A 25,225-nucleotide genomic window follows, 5' to 3' on the forward strand; every position below is an offset into this window, starting at 1 on the left:
AAAGTCTTTGCTGAATCTCACGCTGCATCCAGAAGAAGGTGGATACTACGTAGAGACATACAGATCTAATGAACGTATTCCAACCGAGGCACTTCCGGATCGCTATGATGGTCCTCGGTCCTTTGCGACTGCGATATATTACCTGCTGACACCCGATGCTTTCTCGGCTATGCATCGACTTTCGACGGACGAGATTTTCCACTTTTATGTAGGTGACCCGGTCGAGATGCTTCAGCTATCGCCTGATGGGTCGGGTAAGATTCTTATACTCGGTCCCGAGATCCTGAAGGGGATGAGTCCACAAGTCATCGTCCCGAGAGGCGTATGGCAAGGATCAAGGCTTTGCCCCGGCGGAAGGTTTGCCCTGTTAGGTACGACGATGTCGCCCGGGTTTGAATTTTCCGACTACGAGTCTGGCCAAAGGGACGTGTTGGTGGCATCTTATCCTGAGTTCCGAGATCTCATCGTTGCTCTCACACTCCCTCACCTCCCTTGACACGTGGAATCCAGCCAGGCATGCTTAAGGGCTAAGAGATGTGCCCTTGAAATCGTTGCTGGTGCAGGGGCGATCAATCGTAAGACAAATTAAGGAGCTGTGGCAATGCGCGCGGAAGCTGGCAGGATCATCAGCTCGACGGTTTTTATCTCGCTATGTGTCACATTGTTGATCGCACCGATCGCTTTGGCCCAAAGGGGCCGGAACGTTATAATGCTTGGTTTGATCCAGCGGATCGATCGACAGTCCCGGGAGATCACTCTCTGGGAGTACCAGATTGGCGACTCGACGTGGACTCTCCAGGTCCCTGGTACGGAGAATATGCGTAAGCTACAGGTAGGCGATTATGTTCAGGTGATGGCCGATTCAAGTAGGCGGGTGGCCTTACGCATCCGAAAGCTGCCACCGCCGGAGAAAGATGATCGCTACCAGGAAGCGATCCGTCGCCTTGAGGCGGAGACGGGCAAGCCTGCACAATAACTCCGGCTGCATGAACACAAGACAAATCATTATCTCCGCTGAGCGGGCATATCATCCAACGCGGTAGCCGTCGGCAGGCTATATTCTCGCCCAGGATGAAGACCGGTCCTGTTTAGAACCGTGACAACCGGCCCATATCACCACTGCTACATCTATATCGACGTCCTCCTGAGCAGCGATCTCCCCCCCCGTGGATCGTTCGTCGTAGATTTACAGGATCAGAAGCGCTTCTCCGACACCGCCCTTATACTGAATGCTCATGATACGCCGGAACGGCTTCACCGATCCCATCTGCAACGTGTGGAAGAGGAAACAAACGCACTTTCAAGGTCAAGGAATGACAGGCATACGGAAGTTATTTTCGGTTATAGCCTTCGCTCTTCTTTTCATTGCAAATTCGGTCTTCGCTCAGAGTCAAACGGAGCTTGCTGAAATGGCGGAACAGTACTGGGCCAAAAGAGCGAGTATTGGCCAAGCAAAGAAAGCGGCGGATCTTTTGGAGAAGCTCATAGACGTAGATTCCGAAAATTATAACGCACATTGGAAGCTTTCGCGGGTGTACTTTTGGATCGGAAGACACGAGTCGTCCGGCGGGGTGAAGAAAGATCATTTCGAAACGGGGATGGAACTGGCGAAGAAAGCTATCTCCATAGAGCCGAACGAGGCAGGTGGGCACTTCTGGCTGGGTGCGAACTCCGGAGCGCTCGCTGAAGCGCTTGCATTTTGGCCCTGGCTGTTGCCGCGCAAGGTGTCTCTGGTAGGCGATTTTCGACGTGAGATGCAAAGTGTGCTCCGACTCGATCCGGCGTTTGGTGGTGGAGGAGCCTACCTGGCCCTTGGACGGTACCATCTGGAAAAGCCCTTACCGAATCCGCAAGAAGCGGAAAGATTCCTTGAAGAGGCCGTCCAGACCGCTCCCATGCTGTTATGCAATCAGTTCTATTTGGCCAAGGCGTATGCAAGACTCGGCAAGCTTGACCTCGCCCGTCAGAAGCGGACGCACGTCCTGGAGGCTCCCGTGGCGCCAGACCATGTGCCCGAGGACAGGCATTGTAAGGAAGAGGCACGGGCCTGGCGAATCGATGAGAAGCCGTCGGAGTAGATTTCTAGGCGGTGACGTCGAAAGTGAAAGTTGAATTCCGGTCCCGGTAGAGGGTCACCCTGAATGCTGGGGGTTCGTTGACAGGGTATGCCCCGTATGTTACGGTCTCCAGATACTGCTTTTTTTGGGTCGATGGAGCACAGAAGGAAGAAAACCAAGGGAAATTCCGTGACGCACGAGTCTTCCAGAATTGACACCCTGTATCTGAACGCGCATGCCACCTCCTACAAGCTCTTTGAGCGGGCGCGGCAGCTCATCCCCGGCGGCATCACCCATGACATCCGGCACTTCGCTCCCTTCCCCGTGTACATTGAGCGGGCCAAGGGGACCCGGAAATGGGCGGTGGATGGACAGGAACTGATTGACTACTGGATGGGGCACGGGGCACTCTTCCTCGGTCATCTACATCCCGAGGTGGTGCGCGCCGTAAAAACCCAGTTGGACAAGGGAACCCATCTGGGGGGTTGCCATCCGTTGGAAATTCGCTGGGCCGAGCTGGTCCAGGAAATGGTTCCCTCTGCCGGGCGGGTCCGGTTCACCGGTTCGGGGACCGAGTCCACCCAGCTTGCCCTTCGACTCGCCCGAGCATATTCCGGGAAGAGTAAGATCTTGAAGTTCGAGGGACACTTCCACGGCTGGCACGACTATGCCACGGTCGGAGTGAGACCTCCATACAGGACGCCGGTGTCTCGTGGGGTTCCTGAAGAGGCATTGGCTCAGGTGCTCCTCTGTCCCCCCAACGACATCGACGCGTTGGAAGAGGCTTTGAAGGAAGAAGTCGGGACGGTCATCCTCGAGCCCGCGGGAGGAACCTCGGGAACCATTCCCACCGATCCGACGTTTCTCAAGGACCTCAGGGAGGTTACGAGAAACAGTGGAGTGGTTCTGATCTTTGACGAGGTGATCTCCGGTTTTCGCTTTGCACCGGGTGGCGCCCAGGAGTACTACGGCGTGACGCCCGACCTCACGTCGCTGGCGAAGATCCTGGCGGGAGGAATGCCAGGAGGGGCGGTGGCCGGCCGGGCAGAGATCATGGATCTTCTTGCCTTTCGGGGTGAGAGCGAATGGGACCGTCACCAGCGAGTCGCCCATGCAGGGACCTTTAATGCGAATCCGTTGACGGCGGCGGCGGGTATCGCCACCCTTGAGCGGATCAAAGATGGGGAGTCCCAGCGGCGGGTCAACCGGGTGGGTGATATCTTGCGCGAAGGCATGAAGGAGGCGGTCGCGAAGACGGGTGCCGATATCCTGGTCTACGGAGAAGGGTCAGTCTTTAACTATTTCATTGGTCCCGCGCGGCTTGGCCTTAGCGCTGCCGATCTTTCGGCCCGTACAGATCCTCAGGTCCTCCAATCCCACAATATGAAACTCCACCACAAGCTGCGTGCGGCGATGATCCTTAACGGGGTGGACATTCCCCCCATCCACGGGTGGATCTCGGCTGTCCATAACGAAGAGGACATTGCCCTCACCGTTGAAGCCTTCGAAAAAGCGGTTCAGATGCTTCAGGCAGAGGGGCTCGCGTAAGTCCTTCGAGTAGTCCCTGCTCGTAGCTCTCCGCCTTCCACGACTGGTCCGATGTCACCGCTCTGACGGGGTCGCCTTGGGAATCTTCAGGGCTGGAGGTCCGCTGACCAGGGCAGGTTTTCGCGTTGCCTCGGGTGCCGTGCTCTGTTAATGTTTTGAATGTTGAGGTATGAGAATGGTTGTCTTTCTTACGGGTGCCACGGGCTTTATCGGGGGTGCGATCCTCGATCGCATGCTCAGGGAAGGGCAGCGGGTGCTGACCCTGATCCGGCGGGAGGAGGCGGCCCGTGGTGTCTCGGCCAAAGGAGCCCATCCAGTCCTCGGAGATCTGCTAAGTCCTGGCACCTATCGGGATGCCCTGCGGGGTTGTGATCTTCTGATTCACGCCGCCGGGTTCAATGCTTTCTGCTTGGCTGATGTTCGACCCCTGTATGAGATAAACGTTGAGGGAACCCGAGCCCTCTTGCAGGCAGCGGGCGAGGTGGGTGTAAAGAGAATCGTCTACACCAGTTCAGCCGTGACAATCGGCGAACCGCCCGGCCAGGTCGCGCAGGAGGCGACCCCACATCGGGGCTACTTTCTCTCCCACTACGAACAGGCGAAATACGAGGCCGAGCAGGTCGCCTTGGCCCTCGCGAGTCAGGGCCTTCCCGTGGTGGTTCTTAACCCCTCGTCGGTCCAAGGGCCAGGCCGCCTGCACGGAACCGCCCGTGTTTTTCTGGATTATTTAAACGGACGGTTACCCTTTGTCTGTGGAAACTGGTTCAGCTTTCTCTATATTGATGACTGCGTTGAAGCCCATCTGAAGGCCGCAGAGCGAGGAAGGGAAGGGGAACGGTACCTGCTGAACGGCGCATCGGTGACCACGGGTGAACTTTTGCAGACTATGGAGAAGGTAACCGGGTTTCGCAGGCGCCCCTGGCAAGTGGGCCGCGGGGTGGCTCTTGCCCTTGGTACCGGCATGGAATGGTGTGGTCGACTGAGCGGGCACCGGCCAAGGTTCTGCCGGGAGCTGGCCCGAACCATCCTCCACGGAGGAAGGTATGACAATTCCAAGGCGGAACGGGAGCTCGAAATCTCATTTACCCCGTTGCACGAGATGGTGACCCGGACCGTCGCCTGGTATGCGCAGGCGGGACATGTGAAACACCCGCTGCCAGGTCTCGCTTCAGAGAGGATATAAAATGCCCGGGCTTCAGGACCTGAGCCTCGTCTTTATCGCCTACCTGATCGGATCTATCCCCTTTGGTCTACTCATCTCCCGGGCCGTGGGGCGCATGGACATTCGGCAGCACGGAAGCGGCAATATCGGAACTGCCAATGTCTTACGGATCATGGGGAAGAGGGCCGCAGCCCTCACCCTAGTCGGCGATCTACTCAAGGGATTTCTCCCTGTCCTGGCGGCCCTCCTCTTGGGGGGGTCAGAATTTTTGGTGGCCGGTGTCGGCATGGCGGCGGTGCTCGGTCATAACTGGTCGATCTATCTCCGATTCACCGGGGGAAAGGGCGTGGCTACCTCCTTCGGAGTTCTCGTCGCCATGACCCCGCTCCCCGCACTCTTCGGACTCCTGGTCTGGATTGCCATCCTCCTGGTCTTTCGCTACACGTCGCTGGCTGCCATGACCGCCAGCGTCTGTATTCCCGCCGTCATCTTTCTCTCCACCGGGTTCGGTCCGTATTTCGTTTTCTCACTCGTGGCTGCTCTCCTCATCTTTATCCGCCATCAGGACAACATCAAACGCATCTTTGCCGGGACGGAGCATCGGGTGGGCCAGCGAGGGCCCTAGTGCCTTTATGTCAGAGGTCACCCAGCTTGAGGAGGCGCTTGGCCCACAAGAGGCCGATGAAGCTTTGAGCGTCTACGATCCGGTTCGCCAGGGCCATCCGAAAGGCCCGCGCGAACGAGAGGCGGACCGGCTCGACGAATTCCTGTGCACCAGACGACTTGCGCCTAACCGGAGTAAGCCCCGTGGCCACGTAGATATGGACACATCCCGTGGAGAAGCCAGTGGCGTGGTAGGCTGTACAGAGCTTCTTGAGGCGCTTGGGGCGCATGCCGATCTCCTCTTCGCACTCGCGCCGGGCTGTCCTAAGAGGGGACTCGCCATGGTCGATAATACCGGCCGGGAGCTCGTAGAGGATCCGGCCGATAGCGGGTCGGTACTGGCGCACGAGATAGATGTTGCCAACGCCATCGAGGGGGACCACCGCCACGGCATCCGGCGGTTGGACGATATCGCGTGTGGTCGTGTTGCCGTCGGGCAGCCGGACCAGAACCTGATGTGCCGTCAGATAGCTTCCCGCATACACGACTCGTCGTTCGAGGATTTCTTCTCGGAGTCTCATCGTTCCCTCCTATCGCTTGAGGACTCCCCGATTGTATCCAAGCCAAGCGTTTCAGACTATCCCGTTCCTCCCGTGGAGGGATGATGACGGGGAAGCGGATCCGATTCGGATTGATCGGGCTCGGCCGGCATGGGTCGCGGTACGCCCGTCATTTGCTCGATGATCTCCCTGAGGCAGAGCTTGTTGCTGTCTGCCGACAGGATACGCGGGCGGGGCAGGAGTTTGCCGAGGCGAAAGACATAGCCTTCTATGCCGACTATCGCGACCTGCTCTCGGATGAGCGACTGGATGCGGTGGCCGTTGTGGTCCCCCCCGATCTCAACGCGGAGATCTGCGCGGCGGCGGTGCGTCGAGGGCTCTCTTTTGTGGTGGAAAAGCCGTTGGCCCACACCCTGACTGACGCGCAGAGGATTCTGAAGGAAGCACAGGGGGGAAACGTCAAGGGATTGGTGGCCCAGACGTTGCGGTTCGATAGTGTGGTTCAGACTCTCAAGAGTCATCTGCCTGTGCTGGGAGCTCTTCATTCCATTCTCATTGAGCAACACTTTGAGCCCTCGCCCCTGGCATGGCTGGACGAAGCGGAGCGGGGTGGCATCATCCTGCACACCGGCGTTCACGGCTTTGATCTCCTCCGCTTTTTGACTGGTGCCGAGGTAGTTCAGGTGTACTGTAAGTCCTATGCCCGCTTTACGCGGAAAACGGAGGACGGGTTCAGCGCCATTCTCGAGATGAAACCTGGGCCACTGCAGGCCGTCGTCACCAATCTCCGGACCACCTTAGGAAGGATCGGCCGGATCGAGGTGATCGGAGAATACGGGATCTTGGCCGGGGACCACATCCACCACTCTCTCCATCGCATTCAGGGGCGGGAGACACATCCGCTGCCGCTCCCTCCGCCCGTCCCGACAGTCCTCGCGTGTCTGAAAAGCTTTGTCACATGGTTGACGGATAACATCCCACCTCCGGTGTCGCTTGGCGACGGGCTCAGGGCACTGGCGGCCGTTGATGCATGCCGCCGGTCCGCAGCCACCGGAGTTTCCGTTGCGACCGACGAACGATCACCGTGATCTTCTCGGGTCGAGGCGGGCGGCTGGCCAGGGGACAGTGACGGGGGAAGGCGGAAGAGATCTCTTCATAAGGAGTTAATCTTGAGGAGGATACACATGAGACACCTCGCGTTCAAGTTTTTCGGGCTCACTTTGTTTCTCGCTCTCCTGAGTCTTCGGTGTGCACCTCCGAAAGAGATCCATTCTGTCGTAAAGCCTGCGGAGGTCGAGGTGAAAGGGGCCGGGCCACTGGTTGTAACAGTGACCGGAATGCAGAAGCGTCCGCTGATGTCCCGAGAACTGGCGCCGCCTGCCACGGGAGGCTTCTTGTGGGAGTACCAGGTCAAGATCGCCAATCCGACCGATACTGGGATCACCCTGGTGCGCCTGCGTATTACCCTGCAGAATCTCTTGGGAGAGAGCTGGCCCGGGGACCAACCCCTGAATCTTCGAGTGGAGGCGGGGGGAGAGCAGCAGGTTTTACTCCAGGCACGACTGGCCTCTTCGGACCCGCAGAGTAAGCCAGGCGTCACCGGGGTCGAGACCTCGACTTTCTTGGGTTATCATGACGACGGGCAGCCGATCAGCTTGACCGTCCGCGTTCCCCTCGACTAGGCAGCCGTCGGCAATGATGAGATAGCCGTAAGCAGTCAGCTGTCGGCCGTTACCAAGAACACGGACCAGCATAGGGCATTAATGCTGACCGCTGGTGACTGATTGCCTAACTGTAAACTCTGGACCCTGACTCTAGGTTTTGAACTATCCATTAAGCACTTCAGGGTTGACCGGATTGGGCGGCCGCCGACCGGAGACACCGGCCGCACAATTTTCCGCGGCCATGCAGGCCATTGTTGTCCGGGTCTCCATTGAGGCACTTGCGATGTGCGGGGCCAAGACCACGTTCCGGAGGCGCAGGAGTCCCCGCTCGACCTTAGGTTCCCGCTCAAAGACGTCAAGCCCGGCGCCGGCAATCTTCCCGGCCTTGAGCGCGTTCACGAGCGCCTTCTCATCCACAATGGGTCCCCGGGCTGCGTTAACGAGGATTGCGGTCTCCTTCATCATCTGAAGGTCTTTTGCTCTGATATAGTAACGGGTCTCGGGGGTCAGGGGGAGCAGGAGGATCACGAAGTCTGATTCCCTGAGAATGGTCATTTTGTCCACGTACGTGGCCCTGAGCGCTGATTCCTTTGCCTCATCCCGGTGGCGCTGGGTGTACAGGATCCGCATGTTAAAGCCTTGAGCTCGCCGCGCCACGGCTGTACCGATCCGTCCCAACCCACAGATTCCCAATGTCTTTCTATACAGGTCGCGTCCCAGAAATCCCATGAGCATCCACTCTTTCCATTTTCCGGTCCGAACAAACCGGTCCGCTTCCACCAGACGGCGGGCGGTAGCCATCAGGAGGGTCCAGGTGAAGTCGGCGGTGGACTCGGTAAGGACTCCCGGGGTGTTGGTAACTAACACCCCATATTTGGTCGCCGCGTGCACGTCGATGTTGTCGTACCCGACGGCGACGTTGCTGACGACCTTGAGGTCGGGGTTGCTGCCGAGGACCTCGGCGTCGATGGTGTCCGTAAGGAGGCAGATCATGCCCACCTTGCCCTGTAAGCGCTGGATGAGCTGCTTTTTAGTATAGCGAATGTCACGCCGGTTCAGCTCGGCATCACAATGTTGCGCTACGTAATCCAAGGCCACTTGGGGAAGTATGCGCGTGACCAATACTTTCGGTTTCACGGAGGGTTCCTCCTCTTTTGGACGGGAAAACACGGTTGCGGCCGTGGAGCCGCCCACAATCTAAGAGGTCACTCACTGCTTGTCAAGGCGTTAGGATCTTCTTGTGCGCCTTGGCGGTTGACAGGTCTCAGGGTGGGTGGTAGAAACGGGCTGCGTGGTTCGAAGGTCTGATCGTGATGAGGGGAGGAACACATGGCACTGCAGGTGGGGGCGACCTACACCATCGAGCGGCGTGTTGATCAAGAACATTCCGCCGACACGCATGGGAACCCAGGGGTCGATGTCTTCACCACCCCCATCCTCTGCGAGTGGACCGAGGAAGCAGCGGTACTCGCGGTGCAGGATCAGCTGGACCCCGGGATGATCACTCTCGGGGTACGGATTGATCTGAAACATCTCGTCGCCACTCCCGTCGGCATGACGGTCAAGGTGACGGCCACTTTGAAGGAGATCGACGAGCGGAAGCTCGTCTTCGCCATTGAGGCTTTCGACGAGAAAGAGAAGATCAGCGAGTGCACCCACGAACGTTTCATCGTTAATAAGAGCCGCTTCCTGCAAAAGGTCGCCGAAAAGGCAAAAGGATAGCGCGCGCCTCCCGAGATCGTCATCGTGGATCTCTATTTTCCCTCTCTCACAGGAAGATGCTGACCATCGACGGCTCGTACGGGGAAGGGGGAGGCCAAATCCTCCGGACCGCCCTGGCCTTGAGTGCCGTGCTCGATCGTCCGGTGCTGATCGAGAAGATCCGGGCCCGACGGAGGAACCCGGGACTTCAGGCCCAACACCTGGCGGGCGCTAGGGCCCTGGCTGAGATCGCGGCGGCCGAGGTGGAGGGGGTGGCGGTTGGCTCCGTTTCGCTCCGGTTCGCTCCTGCCCGAATTGCTGCGGGGGAGTATCGGTGGGACGTGGGCACAGCCGGGGCCATCTCGTTGGTCTTGCAGACGATCCTGATCCCTCTGGCCTTGGCGCCAGCAGCTTCCCGCATCTCCATTACCGGAGGAACCCACGTTCCCTGGAGCCCTCCGTTTCCCTATATCGAGCAAGTTCTACTGCCTGTCCTCGAAGGCATGGGGCTTCGAGCATCGCTCACGCTGCAGCGATGGGGTTTCTACCCGAAAGGCGGGGGCTTGGTCGAGGGAAGGGTCCAGCCGTCGAGCCTGCATCCCCTGATCCTAAGCCGGCGAGGGCGACTCGTAGAGATCGTGGGCCTCTCTGCAGTGGCAGGGGTCCCTGTGACCGTTGCCGAGCGACAGCGGGACCGCGCCCTCTCGCGCCTTAGGCCGCTCGAGACGCCCTGTCGGATCGAGATCTGCCAGGTGGAAGCGCGAAATCCAGGGACGATCCTTTTTCTGCTGGTGGAGTGTGAGGGGGTGCGGGCCGGATTTAGCAGCCTCGGGGAAAGGGGAAAGCCGGCAGAGCGCGTGGCGGATGAGGCCTGCGACCGGGTTATCGCCTACCTCGAGGGAGTAGGGGTGGCTGATCCGTACCTGGCCGATCAGCTTCTGCTCCCGATGGCCATTGCCTCTGGTTCCTCCTCGCTCGCTACATCGGCAGTGACGGAGCATCTCCTCACTAACCGTTGGGTGATAGAGCAATTTCTCCCGGGTCGCGTGAGGGTCGATGGGGGGCTCGGGGAGCCAGGCGTCGTGACGGCGGGATGAGCGATCAGCGTTGACCGACGACCGACGACCGTACACGATAAGACTCTTTGATTCTGTAGCCTGGAGAGGAAGCTCGGATCAACCTTTATGATCTGTATTTGAGTCAGTACTCTGATGCCAGACCTATGAATCCTCCGTCATTGGCGCGAATGATATCATTACAACTCTTTGCGGCCGTGAGAGCAGTCACACTGTCTCCATCTTTTCCTTTGCTGTACAGGTCGTAGTCGGAATTTATCGGGACCAGAAACCGGTCCTTCCGAAAGTTCCCCTTTCCCTTTTCGGTGGAGAAGTTCAGATATTCATAGGGGTTTCCGTAGGGGTCCAGAACGTTTTCCTTTCCCACGTCGGCAAGGCTAAGCGGCAAGTTCTTGTTGAACAACTGATAAGTGCCGATCTCGCTACTTATCGTGCGGATGTCCCCGATGGCCCTTGCGACTTTCGCCTTCTCGAGGGCGGTCCCGTAGATAGGAGTTCCGATGGCGACAAGCGTGAAGATTATCGCAATGACGATCAACAACTCGATGAGGGTAAAACCGCGACAACATGCTTTCTCGGCTGGCGACCTATCGTGAGACCATTGCAGTACAGGTAGCCGTGCATGTGTGCGTTTGTCCGAGCAATGTGTATGCACCGAAATACCCCTCACCCCTGAACGACCGCACGGGCACTGAGGTGGATCCTGCGTGCAAGTCAGCTGGGGGATTCCTTCGAGGTGAAGGGACAAGAGGTGTGCCAACTAATAAGTGTTTTATTTTCAAGTGGTTATAGACCGCTCTGAACCTTCAAGTGACAGATTACTGGCAGGATTGTCCTCGGAGGAGGGACGGCCGGTTATACGGCAGGCGGGATGATGCTGCGCGACCGGGACTCACTACGCTTGCGTTTCACCCGATCCGGCCGTCGCAGCGGGTTTGTCAACTTTGCTTCGTTCTTTCTTCGTTTCTTTTCGTTGTCGTGGCGACGTCCGCCGTGGTGCTTCCCTCGTTGGGGTCTTGCGCTTTGGTTGCTTGGTTTCCCGTGCCAGCCAATCTTGGATGGCGGTCCCGACAAGGGCGCTGACTGTGGTCTGGCGTTCGGAGGCGAGCCGACGGAGGGCCTCATGTTGCTGTAGATCGATATGTATATGCTCTCGGCTGGGAATCGCAGGGACGGACCTGCGGACGGTCGTCAGTCTGGCGGCGGCGATTCCAAGCAGCTCCAAAAGGCCCCTCCGCCCCAATACCCGATTTTTCGGCTCCAGTGTTTCGACCTTCTCGTTCATCACCTCCTCCTTTCTCTATGGTGCCTTCCAGGTGACCTTCCCGTCCTTGTCCAAAAAGCCGAGGATTGCTGAGCCGTCGTGCGTTACAGTCAGAGCTGTACGGACCTTGCTGTTTTCATCGTGTATGCGCAGGCCTGCTACACCTGTGCTCTCCACGATTAGACTCGTGCGGATCTTCCCGTCCTTGTCAAAGAATAGTAGCGAAGACGCAGGTCGAGCCTGGGCCCCACCCAGAGGAAACTCACTGCCTAGCAAGACTTGGTGTTCGCCTGCCTTGTTGAATAAGACAAGGGCAGGCGAGCCGTCGCGTATTGTTGCCAGCACTGCACGGTTTCTTTGAGCCTTGTCGTATAAGTTTAGGCTTGGGGTATCCTGCGGCGTCATCCCCACCGTCATGCGGATATTGCCATCCTTATCGATGAGGTTTAGGCCCGGTGAGCCGTCTGGCAAGAAACCGAGCCAAGCGCGAGGGTTCCCGGCCGTATCCCGGACGAGGAACCTTTCTGCCTCGACCAGCTTTGCCACCTTACTCGGGAGAACCTGCCCCATCAGCATCACGGCGGCGATCGCAGCCAGGGCTGCAACTCCGGTCCTCTTCAAGAGACGGGTTTCCCGCTCCAAGCGGTCTAAGCGTTGCACGAGCATTTCCGTCTGTTGTTTGCTCATTGATCCCCCCGTATGGTTATCACATTTCAGTGCCATGCTGAAGATTTTACCATTTATTCCTCATGGTCCTTTGCCTTTTGCATACCTTTACGTGTAATTTTGTCAAGGTCTGTTCTCACCGTACAAGTCCACGCAATAGAAACACAACTAAGCTCGCCATACCGTCGTTCCATCTGCGAGAGAGAGACGGCGGAAATTCTTGACTTCCAGGGATTCCCCTGGTAGACCCCAGTGTTGGTTCAGAGTTCATGGTTCATAGTTGAAGGAGAAAAATCCGGCCGTCTGTAAACCATGAACCGTAAACCATGAACGGACCTATGGGTACGCTTTAATCCCGTAACCCTGAGACATGAACCCTAAACCATGAACAGACCTAAGGTGGGCATACTTTATCATGAAAGCTTCAGCCGGCGGAGCTACCTGACCGTCGGTCGCCGGTTGGCCGATTTCCCCGCTGCGCTCGATGACCTTTTGCGGGATGACCGGTTCCGCCTCTACCGCTGTCCCGAGGTTCCTGACTCGCTCATTCTTCAGGTCCACACCCCCGATTTGATCCCGGAAGTGGAGGCGGACCCTCTCTGAAGCACCGCCAGGGCCTCCGTGGGAGGCGTGGTGGAGGCGGCGCAGAAGATTTGCCTTGGGGAAGTCGATCGGGCCTTTGCCTTCATCGGAGCTGGGGGGCACCATGCCGGACGGAACTTTTTCGGCGGATACTGCTGCTTCAACGATGTGGCCATTGCCGTTGACCACCTCCGGAAAAGCTATGGAACTCACCGGTTTGCCATCCTGGATACCGATGCCCACCATGGCGATGGGACAAGAGATATTTTCCAGGGGGACCCCGATGTCCTGCACGTCTGCATCTGCGGGATGAATTATGTTTCTCCAGACGGCACCAAAGTGGATGTTCCCGTCCCCTGGGGGAGTCGTGACCCAGACGAATCGTATCTGAAGATCGCGGAGGCCGCCTTTGCCTCGAGGGTCCGTGCGTTTCGTCCGGACCTCACCATCTGGTACTTCGGCTTCGACGGGCACCAGGGGGACTACGGAGATATGGGGCTCTCCCTTCGGGCCTTCGTGGGACTCGCCGATTTTATGGTTGCAGCGGCCCGGGAGGCCTCCGGCGGCAGGCTGCTCACCGTGTTAGGAGGAGGCTCACGGACCGACCTGGCCACCCTCATCATCCCCCAGGTGATCTACCGATTGGCCAACGGATAATTGCCGAGTGGCCTTTTAACACCACAAGAGTTTTTGCTGCCAATGGCGATTCCCTTGGTCGCCCGGCACACTTAGCGAGTCATCCGAAGGACGAGGCATTTCGCCGATCCCCCCGCTTTGAGAAATTCGGAAAGGTTCAGCTCGTAGAGGTCAAAGCCCCGCCGTTCGAGCTCCTTGCGCAGTGGCTTCGACACGCCGCCGTGGAGGATCACCGCGCGATCGATCACAAGGGCATTGCAACAGAATCTGAGGGCATCGGCCGTGGAAACAGGCACCGGATCTGGGACATGGGTCTCGATCGCCTTCCAACCGTAACGGTCAAACGCCCCGGGATACCAGAGAACCGACGTCGCGTCGAGTGGACAGAAGCAGGTATCGAGATGGTAGAAGCGCTTGTCGACGAGCTCGAGCGGCAGGATGCGACGATGCAGGATCTTTGATAGGTGCTCGTGAACTGTGGCATCGGTGCGGAAGCGAAAGCCAAGGAACAACGTGTCGCCTACCCATAATGCATCGCCTTCACCTTCGAAGTTGAACTGTCGAGGGAGTGTGACCACTCGATAGCCTCGCCGCCGAAAGTATCGCTCGAAAATCACCTCTTCTCCTTGGCGTTCGGGATGGCGGAAGTTCGTGCGAATGAATGCCTTTCCGGCGAGAAGGCCCGCATTCGCCGTGAAGACCAGGTCTGGTAAGCCCTTGACGGGCCTGAGGAGCCGGACAGGTACGCGAAGAGCTCGGGTCAGCAGGTCGTACAGGGCTTGCCATTGTCGCGCGGCCACCGGCTGGTGTACCTGTCTGGTGACTTTCATCCAGGGATTGATCTCGTACGCGACGGTGTAATGGCTGGGGCGACACATCAGGAGAGCCAGCGATGGGAGGGACATCGCGGGCTTACCGTCGGGGTAGTTTGAGATCATGGCAGAGTTCTCGCAGGAAAGAGGCCGCATCAGATACGATGCCAATTCCTTGAAAGGTTCCTCGATCCGCAAGCTTGGTCACGACTGCCGGATTGATGTCTATGCAGATGGTCTTGACCGTTGCCCGAAGGAGGTTCCCCGTAGCGATCGCATGAAGGGTGGAGGCGATCATAAGGGCTAGGCCAACCCCTTTCAGGTGGTGGCGCATTTCGTCCTGGGCTGTCATCACATCGGTGATGACATCGGGGAGGGGGCCATCGTCTCTGATGGACCCGGCCAGGACGAACGGTATGCGGTGCCTGACGCACGCATGCATGATGCCCTTGGTCAGGACGCCCTGACGCACCGCCTGGCGGATGCCTCCACAGGCGCGTATGGTGTTGATGGCCCGCATATGGTGTTCGTGGGCATCCCGGGCGGCGGCCTTTCGATCGAGTGAGGTGCCGAGCGACGTGCCATAGAGCGCCGATTCGATGTCATGGGTCGCCAGACCGTTTCCACCAAAGAGCACATCGACGTACTTGGCCTCAATGAGTCTCTCCAGGTACGGGCCGCCCCCGGTATGCACGATTGCTGGTCCTCCGACAACAAGGATCTTTTGCCCCGCGCGCCTTGTGGACCGCATCGCCCTGGCCACCCCTTCGATGAGGAGAGCCTTCGGCTTTTCTGAGGAAACGGCACTTCCCATGAATTGAAACACATCCTTGTGCCGGGACCGCTCGAGTGGGGTGACCCGGACGCCGGCTGTGCCACAGACCACATGATCCCCTTTCTTGACGTGGACCATGGGCACACAGGAGGCGCGAGAAGTATGGGGATCGATCACAATGCCACAGTCCATTTCGATGTTCTGTACCGGTCGCCAGCGCTCCTGATACCGGACGAAGGTAGGCAAATTGGTCGTGGAGTAAAACTGGGAAGGGAAAACCCCGTCTTGGCGTGTGCGGACCAGCTCGACCTCCCGGAGGGTGAGCGGGGTGGCTCCCAACCGGGCGAGGCGTTTCAGGATGACCTGGAGCTTTTGCTCTGAGGCTGCACTGACCCTCAGGCGGGTTGTCGAGGGATCAGTCTTGCGCTTGCCGATGGCAATCTCGAGAATCTCGAAGTTCCCGTCGAGATCGATAATCTCGTCGAGAATCTTCGGGAGGATCAATGAATCGATAATGTGTCCACTAACCTCTACGATTTCAGAGACCATATATTGTTCTCGATGGAGGGTCTATCTATTCAGGTCTTGCGGCGCGCGAGACTCAAACCGCCACATGCGTTTCCCAATCGCCTGGCGCCGCATTATTGCAAGTATAGCGCCAAGGCGGCCGGCCGCAAAGAAGCCTCTTTCAATCGAGCGCGGAGGGAAAGGAGGGAGAGAGAAATCAGTGGCGGCAGTGCAAGGAGATGAGATCGGTCGCGGATGATCTTCACGGTGCGTTAGCGAGCGCGTGAGGACTGCGGCCGTCGAGGAAAAGTGTGTACTTGGCCTTGAGGAGTCATGTGCCGGTCGCGCCCGGGCCCGTGAAGGTACCCTTTCTTTCGCTCTCGCCGAAGGCGCTGACGCTCTTCGGGGGGGAGCTGCTCGAGGCGGTGCCGCCGCTCTTGCCACTCTCGCCGAAGGCGCTGGCGCTCCTCGGGAGGCAGCTGTTGGAACTTTCGCCGCCGCTCTTTCCATTCGCGGCGTAGACGCTGGCGTTCTTCGGGAGGGAGCTGCTGGAACTGCTTCCAGCGCTCGCGCATGCGCTCGCGCTTCTCGGGAGGAAGATTACGGAACTTGCGGTAGCGTTCCCGCAAGGCTTGGCGCTTTTCCGGGGGAAGCTCCTGCCAACGGTGGTGTCGCTTTCGGAGACGCTTCCGCTCCTTCGGAGTCAGTTGCTGCCACCGCCGGAGGTTTTGACGGAGCCGCTTCTGTTCCTGTGGCGAAAGCCGTCGGAAGGCTTCCAGGCGCTTTCGCATGGCTTGCTTCTGCTTTGGGGAGAGGGTCTGCCATTGCTCGCGAAGATTTCTCAGTCGTTGCTGTTCCTCGGGAGAAAGACTTTGCCACCACCGTCGAAGCTCTTCCTTTCGGGATCCCTTTGGCGAGGCGGCCTGCGATTGGGCGAAGGACTGAGGATATGGTCCCCGGGGTTGGCGGTCCTGGGCCCAGCTAGATATCACGGCTGGCAAGAGGAGCACGCAGCTCAGCAGCGATACTATGATTCGTCTCATTGAGTCCCCTCCCCTTGCTCGGGCTGCGACGGCTGGAAGGATTCCAGCTCTCCCAGGATCTCCATTTCTTGAAGTATCTGGAACGTTTGAAGCATCTCCAACTCCTTCACGATCTCGAGGTCCTCGAGCATCTCATCTTCTTCCCGTTGCTCCTCCTTGGAAGTCGGTCTCACTGGTTCGCCCCAACTGACCTCCCCCGTGCACGCTGCCATCAATCCCAGAAGGAGCAGTACCTTCCACACCCGAGGCATCTCAGGCCGCCCTTTGGCGATCCGGGATGTCCCTCGACTCAATCACGTCCCAGTCTTCGAGCAGTTCGAGCGATTCGAGCAAATCCATCTCTTGAAGCAGGTCAAGGTCTTGGCTCAACGCCAGTTGTTCGGTCAAATCCAGAGACGCGACCGGCGGTGCCGGCGGTTGTACGATGAGGGTGTTCCAGGTGAGGAAGGCCACGAGCATCAGAGCGATCCCCACCGCCAGGGCCGGAATTGGTCGACGCGTGAAGCCTGCTAGCCACTGCTGGAGTCGGGCCGGCCACGATGGTGCCGCCACTCTCTGCCGGAGTTCCCGGAGATATTGCTGCCAGAATGCCTCAGGAGGCTCGGGTGCTGGCATCCTCGCAATGAGGGACAGTGTGTCCTGAAGACCCTGCAGCTCTTCTCGGCATCCAGGACACTGGGTGAGATGGACTTCGAGTTCACCTTGCGCCGGTCCGGTCAGATCCCCGTCCAGATACTCAAGAAGCTTGCTTCGGCAGGCGTCACATTCCATCATCGCCCTCACACATCGTCTCGAAGATCTTTAAGTTGAGTTCTCAGCTTCGCCACCGCGTGAAAGTAGTTTACTCGCACTGTCCCTTCGGGGCTCTCCATGATTTCAGCAATCTCCCGGTATGGGAGGCCATGATGTACGCGGAGCAGTAGGGTCGCCTGCTGTTGCGGCGGCAAGGCCGCGACGGCCTCGCTAAGAGCCCGAAGTCGCTCCCGCTCCTGTAAATCCTCCAGGGGTCGGGCGGAGGGGTCAGCGTAGTTCTCGGGCATTGCTCCCTCGCCCGCGGCACGATGTTGTTTCAGGTGGCTCAAGCACAGGTTCACCGTAATCCGATAGAGCCACGTCGAGAGACTGGAGCGTCCATCGAAGGCCTCGAGTCCCCGGTAGGCACGGAGAAAGGCTTCTTGGGAAATATCCTTCGCATCGTCTGCATTCCGTGTCATCCGGTAGGCCAACCGGAAAAGGGCCTTTTGGTGCTGGCGGACCAGGGTGTCAAAGGCTGACTGGTCACCCTGTTGGAGTCGCGTAATCAGGGCAAGATCCGCCTCTTTCACCTCGCTTAACCTCCGATCGACCTCATCACCTCCCCCTTCACCGTTTAGACGCTGGAGGAGGAGGAATAGTTAAATGCGAAAATATCCCTGCGGCGTAGCCTTTGCAAAGTATAACCCACATTAGTGACGCTCGCCTTGACGCGCAAGGGGGGGCCACTCACGTGGGGGCGATTTCGTTTTTTGGGAGGATCGGACATTGGAGGATTTGGGGGTATACTCCTTCCGGAGGCTGGGCCGATTAAACCGTATGGTATCCCGTCCAGGGGTGCAACTTTTTCATCGCATCAAGTCTCCACGTGACAGTTTTTTCACTGTGTAGAGTTCAACACATGCAACGAGCAGAGGAAACTCTAGTCGGTGTCATAGCTGATAAGTAAAAAAGACGTATACGCTGCTTGCAAAGCACGCAGGGCGAAACGCATGCTGCCTCGTCGCCTTGACACGCAAGGGGAGGGCCAGTACAGTGGAAGCAATTTGGATTGTGGGAGGATAACGTATTGAGACATTGGAGCAGTTCTCCTCTTTGGAGGCTCGTCCTTCTCGGCCGAGCATGGGGCCTGCTTGTCGTTATCTTCGTAGCGGCTTGTGCCGGCCCTCCTGTCCGGCCACAACATCCCGGGGCACAGGTGGGGGTTGCCTCCTGGTATGGACCCAAGTTTCATGGGCGCCCAACGGCGAGTGGGGAAGTCTTCGATATGCACGAGATCAGCGCCGCGCATCGAACGCTTCCGCTCGGCTCGTGGGTGCAGGTCACGAACCTGGAGAACGGCCGGTCGATCCGGGTTCGGGTGAACGATCGGGGGCCCTTTGTGGTGGGTCGAATTATCGACCTCTCGTACGCGGCGGCACGAGCCCTCGGCATGGTGAAGCAGGGGCTTGCCTGGGTCAGTGTCTGGCCTCTCCAGGTTCCCGGCACGCGCCTCGTTACAGGTCCGAAGGCCTATACGATTCAAGTGGGATCGTTTTTGGCAGAACAGAATGCGGTCACGCTGAAAACCCGTCTCGATGCGGTCACTTCCGAGGCCTACATCAGCAAAATCAACGTAGACGGACAGACATATTATCGGGTCCGGGTGGGAAACTTTGACAACCGGGAGGGGGCGAAGCGTGTTGCGCTCGAGGTAGCTACCCATGGCTATACGGTTATCCTGATTGACGAGTAATACCCGCCAAAAGTCCAATATTAACTTCATGTAACACTTAATGTATTGTATGTAACTTCCTAACACAAATCTAGAAATACAGAAACTTATTGACACCTTTTTGAGTGTCATGTAGCTTGCTTTGAAATCTTGTTTCTTTCCCGGTCCCTAAGACAGCCCATCCTTTCGAATTGCCAACATTCGGCATCAACCTTGCACACTTTGATCGGGAGCGAGTGAGAGTCTCAGACTGAGGATCTCAAGGAGTACGCAGCTAGCTGCCCTGGAGCCGTCTTAAGGTTCCCGCGACTGGAGGTAAACGATGGCGCAGCGGCGATATAGCATCCTGATCCTAGGCGATCCCCCTTCCCGAACCCGAAAGATACATCTCAGCCATCGCGGATTGCAGGCGATTCTCCTGTGTGGAGGCCTTGCCATCTTGGCCATCGCCTATGTCGTGGTGCAGTACTTGACTGTCCAGGTCAAGGAAAGCGAGCTGCAGCAGCTGCGCAAAACCGTCGAGACACAGCGGGTCGTGAGTCAGAAGCTCACGTTGGTGCAGGAAGAGCTGAAGCAGCTGCGGGCCTTTGACCACCAGATCCGTCAGCTGGCGGGGATAGAGGAGGCAGAGGGTGAAGACGGGGCCGCAGTCGGAGGCGGGAACCTAAAGGTCGAGGAGGCCATCCGCGAGGGGAAAATGGCCGAGCAGCAAGCACTGCTCGTGGACCAGCTGTATCAGGACCTGCTGCGGATGGAGCGCGAGGTTGCCCTCCGGGCCGAGAGCCTCAAGAGTCTCACCGACTATCTCACGGAGCAGAAGGACCGGTTGGCCGCGACCCCCTCCATCTGGCCGACGCGAGGCTATGTCAGCTCCCGGTTCGGTCCCCGCAAGTCTCCATTCACGGGTCGGCGCCAGCGACATACCGGCATCGACGTTGCCGCTCAGATGGGGACGCCGATCATCGCCTCGGCCGACGGGGTGGTTACATATTCGGGACGCCTGGCGGGGTACGGACGGGCCATCGTTATCACTCATGGCTTCGGCTTCAAGACATTTTACGGCCACAATAAGAAGAATAAAGTTAAGAAGGGCGACCGCGTGAAGCGGGGGAGGGTGATTGCCCTCGTGGGGAACACCGGCTACAGCACGGGCTCGCACGTCCACTACGAGGTCCTTGTCAAAGACAACCCGGTGAACCCGCTGAACTACATTATCGATGATAAGCGGCGGCAGAGCGCGATTCGCGGGAGTTAAGCGCACGCACCGCCGCAGATTGCGGAAGAATTCCCCCCGAGAGTTTCGGGGGGTTTTTTTTGCCCGGTCCCTTGGGAGTTGATGAGGTAGATGTAGTGTGTTAGCTTAAAGATAGTCTAGCTGTATGGAAGGAAAAGGTATGGCACTCTGGAACACAGTGATCAGTAAGGTCATCCCGTCCAAGAACGAGCGGGAGCTGAGACGACTCGAGCCTCTCGTGGTTCGTGTCAATGAGCTGGAACCGGACCTTAAGCAGCTTTCGGACGCGGCGCTTCGGGCCAAGACCGCCGAGTTCAAGGAAAGGCTCGAGCGGGGGGCGACACTTGACGAGATTCTCCCCGAGGCGTTTGCGACCGTCCGGGAGGCGGCCCGTCGTGTTCTGAACATGCGCCATTTCGACGTCCAGCTCGTCGGTGGGGCTGTGCTTCACCAAGGGAAGATCGCCGAAATGGCCACCGGCGAGGGAAAGACCCTCGTGTCGACCCTGCCGGCCTACCTGAATGCGTTGCAGGGTCGCGGTGTCCATATCGTCACGGTAAACGATTACCTGGCAAAACGCGATAGCCAGTGGATGGGCGGGATCTATCAGTTGCTGGGCCTGAGCGTTGGTCTAATCCAGCACGATATGAATGATACGGACCGGCGGCAGGCGTATGCGGCGGACATCATGTATGGGACCAATAATGAGTTCGGCTTTGACTACCTTCGGGACAACATGAAGTTTTCCGTGGAGGATATGGCCCAGCGGGTGCTGCATTACGCCATCGTGGACGAGGTGGATTCAATTCTGATTGACGAGGCCCGGACTCCCTTGATCATCTCTGGCCCGACTGAAGAGTCGACCGACCTCTATTACCAGATCGACCGGGTCATTCCCCGCCTCAAGCGGGCTGCGACCATTACCGAGGGGAAGCTGGCAGAGATCGAGGCGGCCCGGGAGGGAGATTACATTGTTGACGAGAAGGCCAAGACGGTCACCGTCACCGAGGAAGGGGTGGCCAAGGTCGAGCGTATGTTGGGAGTTTCCAACCTGTACGACCCCAGCAACATTGACACCCTCCACCACTTGCAGCAGGCCCTGAAAGCGCACAGCCTGTTCCAGCGGGACGTAGACTACATGGTCAAGGATGGTCAGGTGATCATCGTCGACGAGTTCACCGGTCGCCTGATGCCGGGTCGGCGGTGGTCCGATGGGCTTCACCAGGCGGTCGAGGCCAAAGAGAAGGTCAAGATCGAGCGGGAGAATCAGACCCTGGCTACGATCACCTTCCAGAACTATTTCCGTATGTACGACAAATTAGCCGGAATGACGGGAACCGCCGACACCGAGGCGGCCGAGTTTGCCGAGATCTATGACCTGGATGTGGTGGTCATCCCCCCTAACAGGTTTCTCCTGCGGACGAATTACCCCGACATGATCTATGGGACCGAACGAGAAAAGTATGAGGCCGTCGTCGATGAGATCGCTGAGTTGTGCGAGAAAGGCCAGCCGGTCTTGGTGGGAACCACCTCTGTTGAAAAGTCAGAAAAGTTCTCGGCCCTCTTGAAGCGGCGGGGCGTGCCGCACCAGGTCTTGAATGCCAAGTACCACGAGCGAGAGGCGGAGATCGTTGCGCAGGCCGGTCGATACAAGGCGGTGACCATCGCGACCAACATGGCCGGCCGGGGAACAGACATCCTGTTGGGCGGCCATCCCCACTCCCTTGCCAAGGATGTGATCGGGCGCGAGGAGATCCCAGAAGACGTGGATCCCCAGGAGCTGAGGACGGCACTGGAGGAGGCCAAGCGAATGCAGCAGTACGGGCTCTTGGATACCGCCATCGACCCTGAGGCGTATGCCAGGTGCCTGGCCAAAGTTCGTCCCCTCTGCAACGCCGAACACGAACGCGTGGTACAGTTAGGGGGGCTCCACATTCTGAGCACCGAACGACATGAGGCACGGCGGATCGATAACCAGCTTCGAGGCCGGTCAGGCCGGCAAGGTGACCCGGGTTCTTCCCGTTTTTATCTTTCCCTGGAAGATGATCTTTTGCGAATCTTTGGGGGCGAAAAACTCCAACGGATCATGGGAAAGCTAGGTATGCAGGAGGGAGAGGTCATAGAGCATGGCATGGTTACCAAGGCCATCGAGACAGCCCAGAAGCGGGTGGAGGCGCACAACTTTGAAATCCGCAAGCACCTCCTCGAATACGATGATGTCATGAGCCGCCAGCGCCAGATCATCTATGGCGAACGAAGGAAGATCCTGGAGGGGGAAAATCTCAAGGAGGCGATGCTAGAGATGGCCGACGAGGTCCTGGAGTCCATGGTGGGTCTGTATGCCCACGAGGATTCCTACCCCGAGGACTGGAATCTCGCAGGACTGTCCGAGGCGATGTACCGACAATTCGGGGTAGAGTTTGCGGTCCCGGCTGATGACCTCCCGGAGCTCACGTTCGGCAAGTTGGTGGGGGACCTATCGGATAAGGTCCGTGCGACATATGACAAGAGGGAACAGGAGCTTGGGGCGGAAATGCTCCGGTACCTGGAGCGGATGATCATGCTCCAAGTTCTGGATACGCAGTGGAAGGACCATCTTCTAGGTATGGATCATCTGAAGGAAGGCATCGGCCTGCGGGGTTACGGTCAGCGGGATCCATTGGTGGAGTATAAGCGAGAAGGATTCGAACTTTTTGATGCCACGATCGATCGGGTCAAGGGGCAGACGGTTCAGTATCTATTCCGGTTACAGGTGAGCGCCAGGGAGCTCACGGCCGAGATCCCCTCCGAGGCAGAGGCGGTCCTCTTAGGAGACGGCCAAAGCACGCCCCCGGCCCGCAAGGAACCGCTCCGTCCTGCCCCTAAGCAGTCCCTTAAGCCTTTTCCGGCCCCCGTGGCTGCTGTCAAGGCTGGCGGCAAGATTGGTCGAAACGAGCCTTGCCCCTGCGGGAGCGGGAGAAAATACAAGAAGTGTTGCGGCACCTGACCTGCTTGGATCCGAGGCCCTTTTCCAGTCCCCTTCTTTAGTTATTCCCTCGTTGGCTGGCTATCCCTTCACGCGTCCACGGATGCAAAGAGATTGTTCAACGCTTCCGCCAGGGTGGGGTGGGCAAATATCCCGTCTCGCAGCGTGGTATACGGGACTTTACCCATCATTGCGATCTCTACCATCGACATCAGCTCCCCGCCTTCGATACCTAAGGCGGTGTATCCCAGGATCTGATTGGTGTCCGCGTCGACGATGGCTTTCATGAAGCCCCGCGGCTCGTCCATTTCGAGGGCGCGCGCGACATAGGCCATGGGCATCTTGGCTACCCGGATGGGGCGACCAGTGGCGCGCGCCTCTGTCTCGCTGAGCCCCACACGGCCCAGTTGCGGGTCGATGTAGACCGTGTAGGGCACCAGGCGGCCGGTCGTGGTGGTGTTACCCCCTTCGAGAAGGTTCGTGCGAATAATGCGAAAGTCATCGTAGGAGATGTGCGTGAAGGCCGGACCTCCCTTGACATCGCCCAGCGCGTAGATGCCCGGTACGTTCGTTTCCAACCGCTCGTTCACCTGTACAATTCCACCTTTGTCCGTCTTGACCCCGGCTGCGCTCAGGTTGAGTGCATCGGTGTTCGGCACCCGACCAGCTGCCACCAAAAGGTGTGATCCGCTGAGCGTGCGTTCTCCGGTCTGCGTGCGCACCGTGAGACGGATCGCGCCGTCTGCCTGCTCGGCGCGCAGCGTTTGTGTTTCGAGTAGTATCTCGACACCGTCCTCACGTAGAATATTGGCGACTTCTTCGGCCACATCGGTGTCTTCCCGCGCCAGCAATTGCTTACCCCGCTGGACGACCGTCACCTCGCTGCCAAAGCGTCGGAACATCTGGCCGAATTCCAGGCCGATGTAGCCTCCACCTAGCACGAGCAGGTGGGCCGGCAGCACGTCGAGCTCCATAATCGACGTGGAATCTAGGGTAGGGACACTGTCGAGCCCAGGGACGGGGGGGCTTGATGGCCGTCCACCGGTGTTGATAAAGATGGTATCGGCGGTCAGCTGACGGGTTCCTCCATTGTTCATACGCACCGCGACCGTCTTCGGACCGGTGAAGCTCGCCTCACCAAACAACAGGTTCACGCCTTCGGTTTTTTCGAGCTGCCGCTGGCCGGAATTCCGGAAGCTTTCCACGATGGCCTGCTTTCGCTGCCGCACCTTGGCCATTTCCACCTGCACGGGGTTCGGGCGGACACCATAGTCTCCTGCCCGTCGTGCGAGATACGCAACTCGGCCACTGGCTACCATCGTCTTGGTCGGGGTGCAGCCGACGTTGACGCAGGTCCCGCCCACGTGCTCGCGTTCAACAATGGCTGTCTTACGACCGGCCTGCGCGAGGCTCAAGGCGAGCGGTTTCCCGGCCTGACCGCTGCCAATCACAATTGCGTCGTAGCGTTCTGTCGTCGTTGCCATGAGCCCACACCTCCTTTTGTTTAAGAACCCTTCTTCAGCTTAGCCTCGAGGTAGCTTTTGAGCGCTACCGCGTTATTGTGCTCGGTATTCCGGGCGCTATAGAGCAGGGTCACGGTGCGTTTGCGGGCCGCCTGGAGAAGGGGCCGCCAGACGTCGGGCCGGCGGTCGAGTTCGGCAGCGTAGCGGCGCTGGAAGGTGTCCCATCGGGAGGGCTTATGGGCGAACCAGCGGCGTAGGGCATCGCTGGGGCCAACATCCTAGAGCCATTCATCCAGTGACAACGCATCCCGTTTTACGCCACGCGGCCACAGCCGGTCCACCAGGAAGCGTCGGCCGTCCCGCGAGCTCGGGGGGTCGTAAACGCGTTTCACTCTGATCATGGTCCGGTCCCCTTTTTCGAGCTAGCAGATTCTGGGATC

Annotated in this window: 27 protein-coding genes and 1 pseudogene; 15 read left to right on the top strand and 13 right to left on the bottom strand. The window is 58.5% G+C overall.

Annotation, left to right across the window (positions count from 1 at the left end; all coding sequences use genetic code 11):
- Positions 1 to 7: 7 nt before the first annotated feature.
- The 6 genes from O6929_12890 (at position 8) to plsY (ending at position 5,392) form a co-directional block, all read left to right on the top strand.
- The gene (locus O6929_12890; protein MCZ6481276.1) at positions 8 to 496 is read left to right on the top strand and encodes a cupin domain-containing protein; all 489 of its coding nucleotides are present in this window, start codon (positions 8 to 10) and stop codon (positions 494 to 496) included.
- Between the two features lie 105 nt (positions 497 to 601).
- Positions 602 to 976: a hypothetical protein gene (locus tag O6929_12895; protein MCZ6481277.1), complete on the top strand. Its 375-nt coding sequence runs from the start codon at positions 602 to 604 to the stop codon at positions 974 to 976.
- 433 nt (positions 977 to 1,409) lie between these two features.
- Complete coding sequence (locus O6929_12900) at positions 1,410 to 2,078, top strand: hypothetical protein (GenBank protein MCZ6481278.1); 669 nt, start codon at positions 1,410 to 1,412, stop codon at positions 2,076 to 2,078.
- A 168-nt stretch (positions 2,079 to 2,246) separates the two neighbouring features.
- Positions 2,247 to 3,605: an aspartate aminotransferase family protein gene (locus O6929_12905; protein ID MCZ6481279.1), complete on the top strand. Its 1,359-nt coding sequence runs from the start codon at positions 2,247 to 2,249 to the stop codon at positions 3,603 to 3,605.
- Between the two features lie 175 nt (positions 3,606 to 3,780).
- Entirely contained in the window at positions 3,781 to 4,788 is a 1,008-nt protein-coding gene (locus tag O6929_12910; protein ID MCZ6481280.1) for an NAD-dependent epimerase/dehydratase family protein, read from the top strand.
- A 1-nt stretch (position 4,789) separates the two neighbouring features.
- Positions 4,790 to 5,392 (top strand): glycerol-3-phosphate 1-O-acyltransferase PlsY, encoded by a 603-nt coding sequence (gene plsY / locus O6929_12915; GenBank protein ID MCZ6481281.1) that lies wholly within the window; start codon positions 4,790 to 4,792, stop codon positions 5,390 to 5,392.
- A 10-nt stretch (positions 5,393 to 5,402) separates the two neighbouring features.
- Here the strand turns inward: plsY and O6929_12920 are convergent, their stop codons facing one another.
- The gene (locus O6929_12920) at positions 5,403 to 5,951 is read right to left on the bottom strand and encodes an NUDIX hydrolase (protein MCZ6481282.1); all 549 of its coding nucleotides are present in this window, start codon (positions 5,949 to 5,951) and stop codon (positions 5,403 to 5,405) included.
- A gap of 83 nt (positions 5,952 to 6,034) precedes the next feature.
- Here O6929_12920 and O6929_12925 point away from each other — a divergent pair, with 83 nt between their 5' ends.
- Together O6929_12925 and O6929_12930 are read left to right on the top strand one after the other, a co-directional pair.
- On the top strand, positions 6,035 to 7,018 hold the full coding sequence (locus O6929_12925; GenBank protein ID MCZ6481283.1) for a Gfo/Idh/MocA family oxidoreductase: 984 nt from the start codon (positions 6,035 to 6,037) through the stop codon (positions 7,016 to 7,018).
- Between the two features lie 96 nt (positions 7,019 to 7,114).
- Positions 7,115 to 7,612, top strand: coding sequence for a hypothetical protein (locus O6929_12930; protein MCZ6481284.1), 498 nt, complete (start codon positions 7,115 to 7,117; stop codon positions 7,610 to 7,612).
- 144 nt (positions 7,613 to 7,756) lie between these two features.
- Here the strand turns inward: O6929_12930 and O6929_12935 are convergent, their stop codons facing one another.
- Positions 7,757 to 8,731, bottom strand: a complete 975-nt coding sequence (locus O6929_12935) for a D-glycerate dehydrogenase (GenBank protein MCZ6481285.1) — start codon at positions 8,729 to 8,731, stop codon at positions 7,757 to 7,759.
- A gap of 192 nt (positions 8,732 to 8,923) precedes the next feature.
- On the opposite strand from O6929_12935, the gene O6929_12940 reads away from it, so the two are divergent.
- Both O6929_12940 and rtcA read left to right on the top strand, forming a co-directional pair.
- Positions 8,924 to 9,316, top strand: coding sequence for a thioesterase family protein (locus tag O6929_12940; protein ID MCZ6481286.1), 393 nt, complete (start codon positions 8,924 to 8,926; stop codon positions 9,314 to 9,316).
- 56 nt (positions 9,317 to 9,372) lie between these two features.
- A complete protein-coding gene (gene rtcA / locus O6929_12945) occupies positions 9,373 to 10,392 on the top strand; it encodes an RNA 3'-terminal phosphate cyclase (GenBank protein MCZ6481287.1) in 1,020 nt (339 codons plus the stop codon).
- A 103-nt stretch (positions 10,393 to 10,495) separates the two neighbouring features.
- Here the strand turns inward: rtcA and O6929_12950 are convergent, their stop codons facing one another.
- The 3 genes from O6929_12950 to O6929_12960 form a co-directional block, all read right to left on the bottom strand.
- On the bottom strand, positions 10,496 to 11,026 hold the full coding sequence (locus O6929_12950; GenBank protein ID MCZ6481288.1) for a prepilin-type N-terminal cleavage/methylation domain-containing protein: 531 nt from the start codon (positions 11,024 to 11,026) through the stop codon (positions 10,496 to 10,498).
- Between the two features lie 240 nt (positions 11,027 to 11,266).
- On the bottom strand, positions 11,267 to 11,656 hold the full coding sequence (locus tag O6929_12955; GenBank protein ID MCZ6481289.1) for a hypothetical protein: 390 nt from the start codon (positions 11,654 to 11,656) through the stop codon (positions 11,267 to 11,269).
- A gap of 15 nt (positions 11,657 to 11,671) precedes the next feature.
- The gene (locus O6929_12960; GenBank protein ID MCZ6481290.1) at positions 11,672 to 12,322 is read right to left on the bottom strand and encodes a hypothetical protein; all 651 of its coding nucleotides are present in this window, start codon (positions 12,320 to 12,322) and stop codon (positions 11,672 to 11,674) included.
- A gap of 378 nt (positions 12,323 to 12,700) precedes the next feature.
- Between O6929_12960 and O6929_12965 the strand changes: the two genes are divergently transcribed.
- Both O6929_12965 and O6929_12970 read left to right on the top strand, forming a co-directional pair.
- Complete coding sequence (locus O6929_12965; GenBank protein MCZ6481291.1) at positions 12,701 to 12,904, top strand: hypothetical protein; 204 nt, start codon at positions 12,701 to 12,703, stop codon at positions 12,902 to 12,904.
- Between the two features lie 18 nt (positions 12,905 to 12,922).
- Positions 12,923 to 13,540: a histone deacetylase gene (locus O6929_12970; GenBank protein ID MCZ6481292.1), complete on the top strand. Its 618-nt coding sequence runs from the start codon at positions 12,923 to 12,925 to the stop codon at positions 13,538 to 13,540.
- A 71-nt stretch (positions 13,541 to 13,611) separates the two neighbouring features.
- On the opposite strand, the gene O6929_12975 is transcribed toward O6929_12970, so the two are convergent.
- From O6929_12975 to O6929_13000, 6 genes are all read right to left on the bottom strand, one after another.
- The gene (locus O6929_12975; protein MCZ6481293.1) at positions 13,612 to 14,457 is read right to left on the bottom strand and encodes an arginine deiminase-related protein; all 846 of its coding nucleotides are present in this window, start codon (positions 14,455 to 14,457) and stop codon (positions 13,612 to 13,614) included.
- Positions 14,432 to 15,655 carry a TIGR00300 family protein gene (locus O6929_12980; GenBank protein ID MCZ6481294.1) on the bottom strand — a complete coding sequence of 408 codons (1,224 nt, stop codon included), beginning with the start codon at positions 15,653 to 15,655 and terminating at the stop codon, positions 14,432 to 14,434. The genes O6929_12975 and O6929_12980 overlap by 26 nt, the downstream gene beginning before the upstream one ends.
- 230 nt (positions 15,656 to 15,885) lie before the next feature.
- Positions 15,886 to 16,656 (bottom strand): DUF3106 domain-containing protein, encoded by a 771-nt coding sequence (locus tag O6929_12985; GenBank protein ID MCZ6481295.1) that lies wholly within the window; start codon positions 16,654 to 16,656, stop codon positions 15,886 to 15,888.
- Positions 16,653 to 16,907 carry a hypothetical protein gene (locus tag O6929_12990; protein ID MCZ6481296.1) on the bottom strand — a complete coding sequence of 85 codons (255 nt, stop codon included), beginning with the start codon at positions 16,905 to 16,907 and terminating at the stop codon, positions 16,653 to 16,655. Before O6929_12990 ends, O6929_12985 begins: the two co-directional genes overlap by 4 nt.
- Before the next feature lies 1 nt (position 16,908).
- The gene (locus tag O6929_12995) at positions 16,909 to 17,427 is read right to left on the bottom strand and encodes a zf-HC2 domain-containing protein (protein MCZ6481297.1); all 519 of its coding nucleotides are present in this window, start codon (positions 17,425 to 17,427) and stop codon (positions 16,909 to 16,911) included.
- A gap of 8 nt (positions 17,428 to 17,435) precedes the next feature.
- A complete protein-coding gene (locus O6929_13000; GenBank protein ID MCZ6481298.1) occupies positions 17,436 to 17,981 on the bottom strand; it encodes a sigma-70 family RNA polymerase sigma factor in 546 nt (181 codons plus the stop codon).
- Positions 17,982 to 18,607: 626 nt separating this feature from the next.
- On the opposite strand from O6929_13000, the gene O6929_13005 reads away from it, so the two are divergent.
- From O6929_13005 to secA, 3 genes are all read left to right on the top strand, one after another.
- Positions 18,608 to 19,144, top strand: a complete 537-nt coding sequence (locus O6929_13005; GenBank protein MCZ6481299.1) for a septal ring lytic transglycosylase RlpA family protein — start codon at positions 18,608 to 18,610, stop codon at positions 19,142 to 19,144.
- A 301-nt stretch (positions 19,145 to 19,445) separates the two neighbouring features.
- A complete protein-coding gene (locus O6929_13010; GenBank protein MCZ6481300.1) occupies positions 19,446 to 20,378 on the top strand; it encodes a M23 family metallopeptidase in 933 nt (310 codons plus the stop codon).
- A gap of 139 nt (positions 20,379 to 20,517) precedes the next feature.
- On the top strand, positions 20,518 to 23,343 hold the full coding sequence (gene secA, locus O6929_13015) for a preprotein translocase subunit SecA (protein ID MCZ6481301.1): 2,826 nt from the start codon (positions 20,518 to 20,520) through the stop codon (positions 23,341 to 23,343).
- A gap of 68 nt (positions 23,344 to 23,411) precedes the next feature.
- Here the strand turns inward: secA and O6929_13020 are convergent, their stop codons facing one another.
- Both O6929_13020 and O6929_13025 read right to left on the bottom strand, forming a co-directional pair.
- Complete coding sequence (locus O6929_13020; GenBank protein MCZ6481302.1) at positions 23,412 to 24,806, bottom strand: mercuric reductase; 1,395 nt, start codon at positions 24,804 to 24,806, stop codon at positions 23,412 to 23,414.
- A gap of 20 nt (positions 24,807 to 24,826) precedes the next feature.
- Positions 24,827 to 25,186 (bottom strand): annotated as a pseudogene (locus tag O6929_13025) (DUF488 family protein).
- Between the last annotated feature and the right edge of the window lie 39 nt (positions 25,187 to 25,225).

The organism is Candidatus Methylomirabilota bacterium, assembly GCA_027293415.1.
In the GTDB taxonomy this organism is placed as follows: Bacteria; Methylomirabilota; Methylomirabilia; order Methylomirabilales; family CSP1-5; genus CSP1-5.

Bases quoted from the DNA above. Each gene is read 5' to 3' on its own strand.
- O6929_12895 (MCZ6481277.1), top strand. From the start codon at position 602: ATGCGCGCGGAAGCTGGCAGGATCATCAGCTCGACGGTTTTTATCTCG.
- O6929_12900 (MCZ6481278.1), top strand. From the start codon at position 1,410: ATGGCGGAACAGTACTGGGCCAAAAGAGCGAGTATTGGCCAAGCAAAG.
- O6929_12910 (MCZ6481280.1), top strand. From the start codon at position 3,781: ATGGTTGTCTTTCTTACGGGTGCCACGGGCTTTATCGGGGGTGCGATC.
- plsY (MCZ6481281.1), top strand. From the start codon at position 4,790: ATGCCCGGGCTTCAGGACCTGAGCCTCGTCTTTATCGCCTACCTGATC.
- O6929_12920 (MCZ6481282.1), bottom strand. From the start codon at position 5,951: ATGAGACTCCGAGAAGAAATCCTCGAACGACGAGTCGTGTATGCGGGA.
- O6929_12925 (MCZ6481283.1), top strand. From the start codon at position 6,035: ATGACGGGGAAGCGGATCCGATTCGGATTGATCGGGCTCGGCCGGCAT.
- O6929_12930 (MCZ6481284.1), top strand. From the start codon at position 7,115: ATGAGACACCTCGCGTTCAAGTTTTTCGGGCTCACTTTGTTTCTCGCT.
- O6929_12940 (MCZ6481286.1), top strand. From the start codon at position 8,924: ATGGCACTGCAGGTGGGGGCGACCTACACCATCGAGCGGCGTGTTGAT.
- rtcA (MCZ6481287.1), top strand. From the start codon at position 9,373: ATGCTGACCATCGACGGCTCGTACGGGGAAGGGGGAGGCCAAATCCTC.
- O6929_12955 (MCZ6481289.1), bottom strand. From the start codon at position 11,656: ATGAACGAGAAGGTCGAAACACTGGAGCCGAAAAATCGGGTATTGGGG.
- O6929_12960 (MCZ6481290.1), bottom strand. From the start codon at position 12,322: ATGAGCAAACAACAGACGGAAATGCTCGTGCAACGCTTAGACCGCTTG.
- O6929_12975 (MCZ6481293.1), bottom strand. From the start codon at position 14,457: ATGATCTCAAACTACCCCGACGGTAAGCCCGCGATGTCCCTCCCATCG.
- O6929_12980 (MCZ6481294.1), bottom strand. From the start codon at position 15,655: ATGGTCTCTGAAATCGTAGAGGTTAGTGGACACATTATCGATTCATTG.
- O6929_12985 (MCZ6481295.1), bottom strand. From the start codon at position 16,656: ATGAGACGAATCATAGTATCGCTGCTGAGCTGCGTGCTCCTCTTGCCA.
- O6929_12990 (MCZ6481296.1), bottom strand. From the start codon at position 16,907: ATGCCTCGGGTGTGGAAGGTACTGCTCCTTCTGGGATTGATGGCAGCG.
- O6929_12995 (MCZ6481297.1), bottom strand. From the start codon at position 17,427: ATGGAATGTGACGCCTGCCGAAGCAAGCTTCTTGAGTATCTGGACGGG.
- O6929_13010 (MCZ6481300.1), top strand. From the start codon at position 19,446: ATGGCGCAGCGGCGATATAGCATCCTGATCCTAGGCGATCCCCCTTCC.
- secA (MCZ6481301.1), top strand. From the start codon at position 20,518: ATGGCACTCTGGAACACAGTGATCAGTAAGGTCATCCCGTCCAAGAAC.
- O6929_13020 (MCZ6481302.1), bottom strand. From the start codon at position 24,806: ATGGCAACGACGACAGAACGCTACGACGCAATTGTGATTGGCAGCGGT.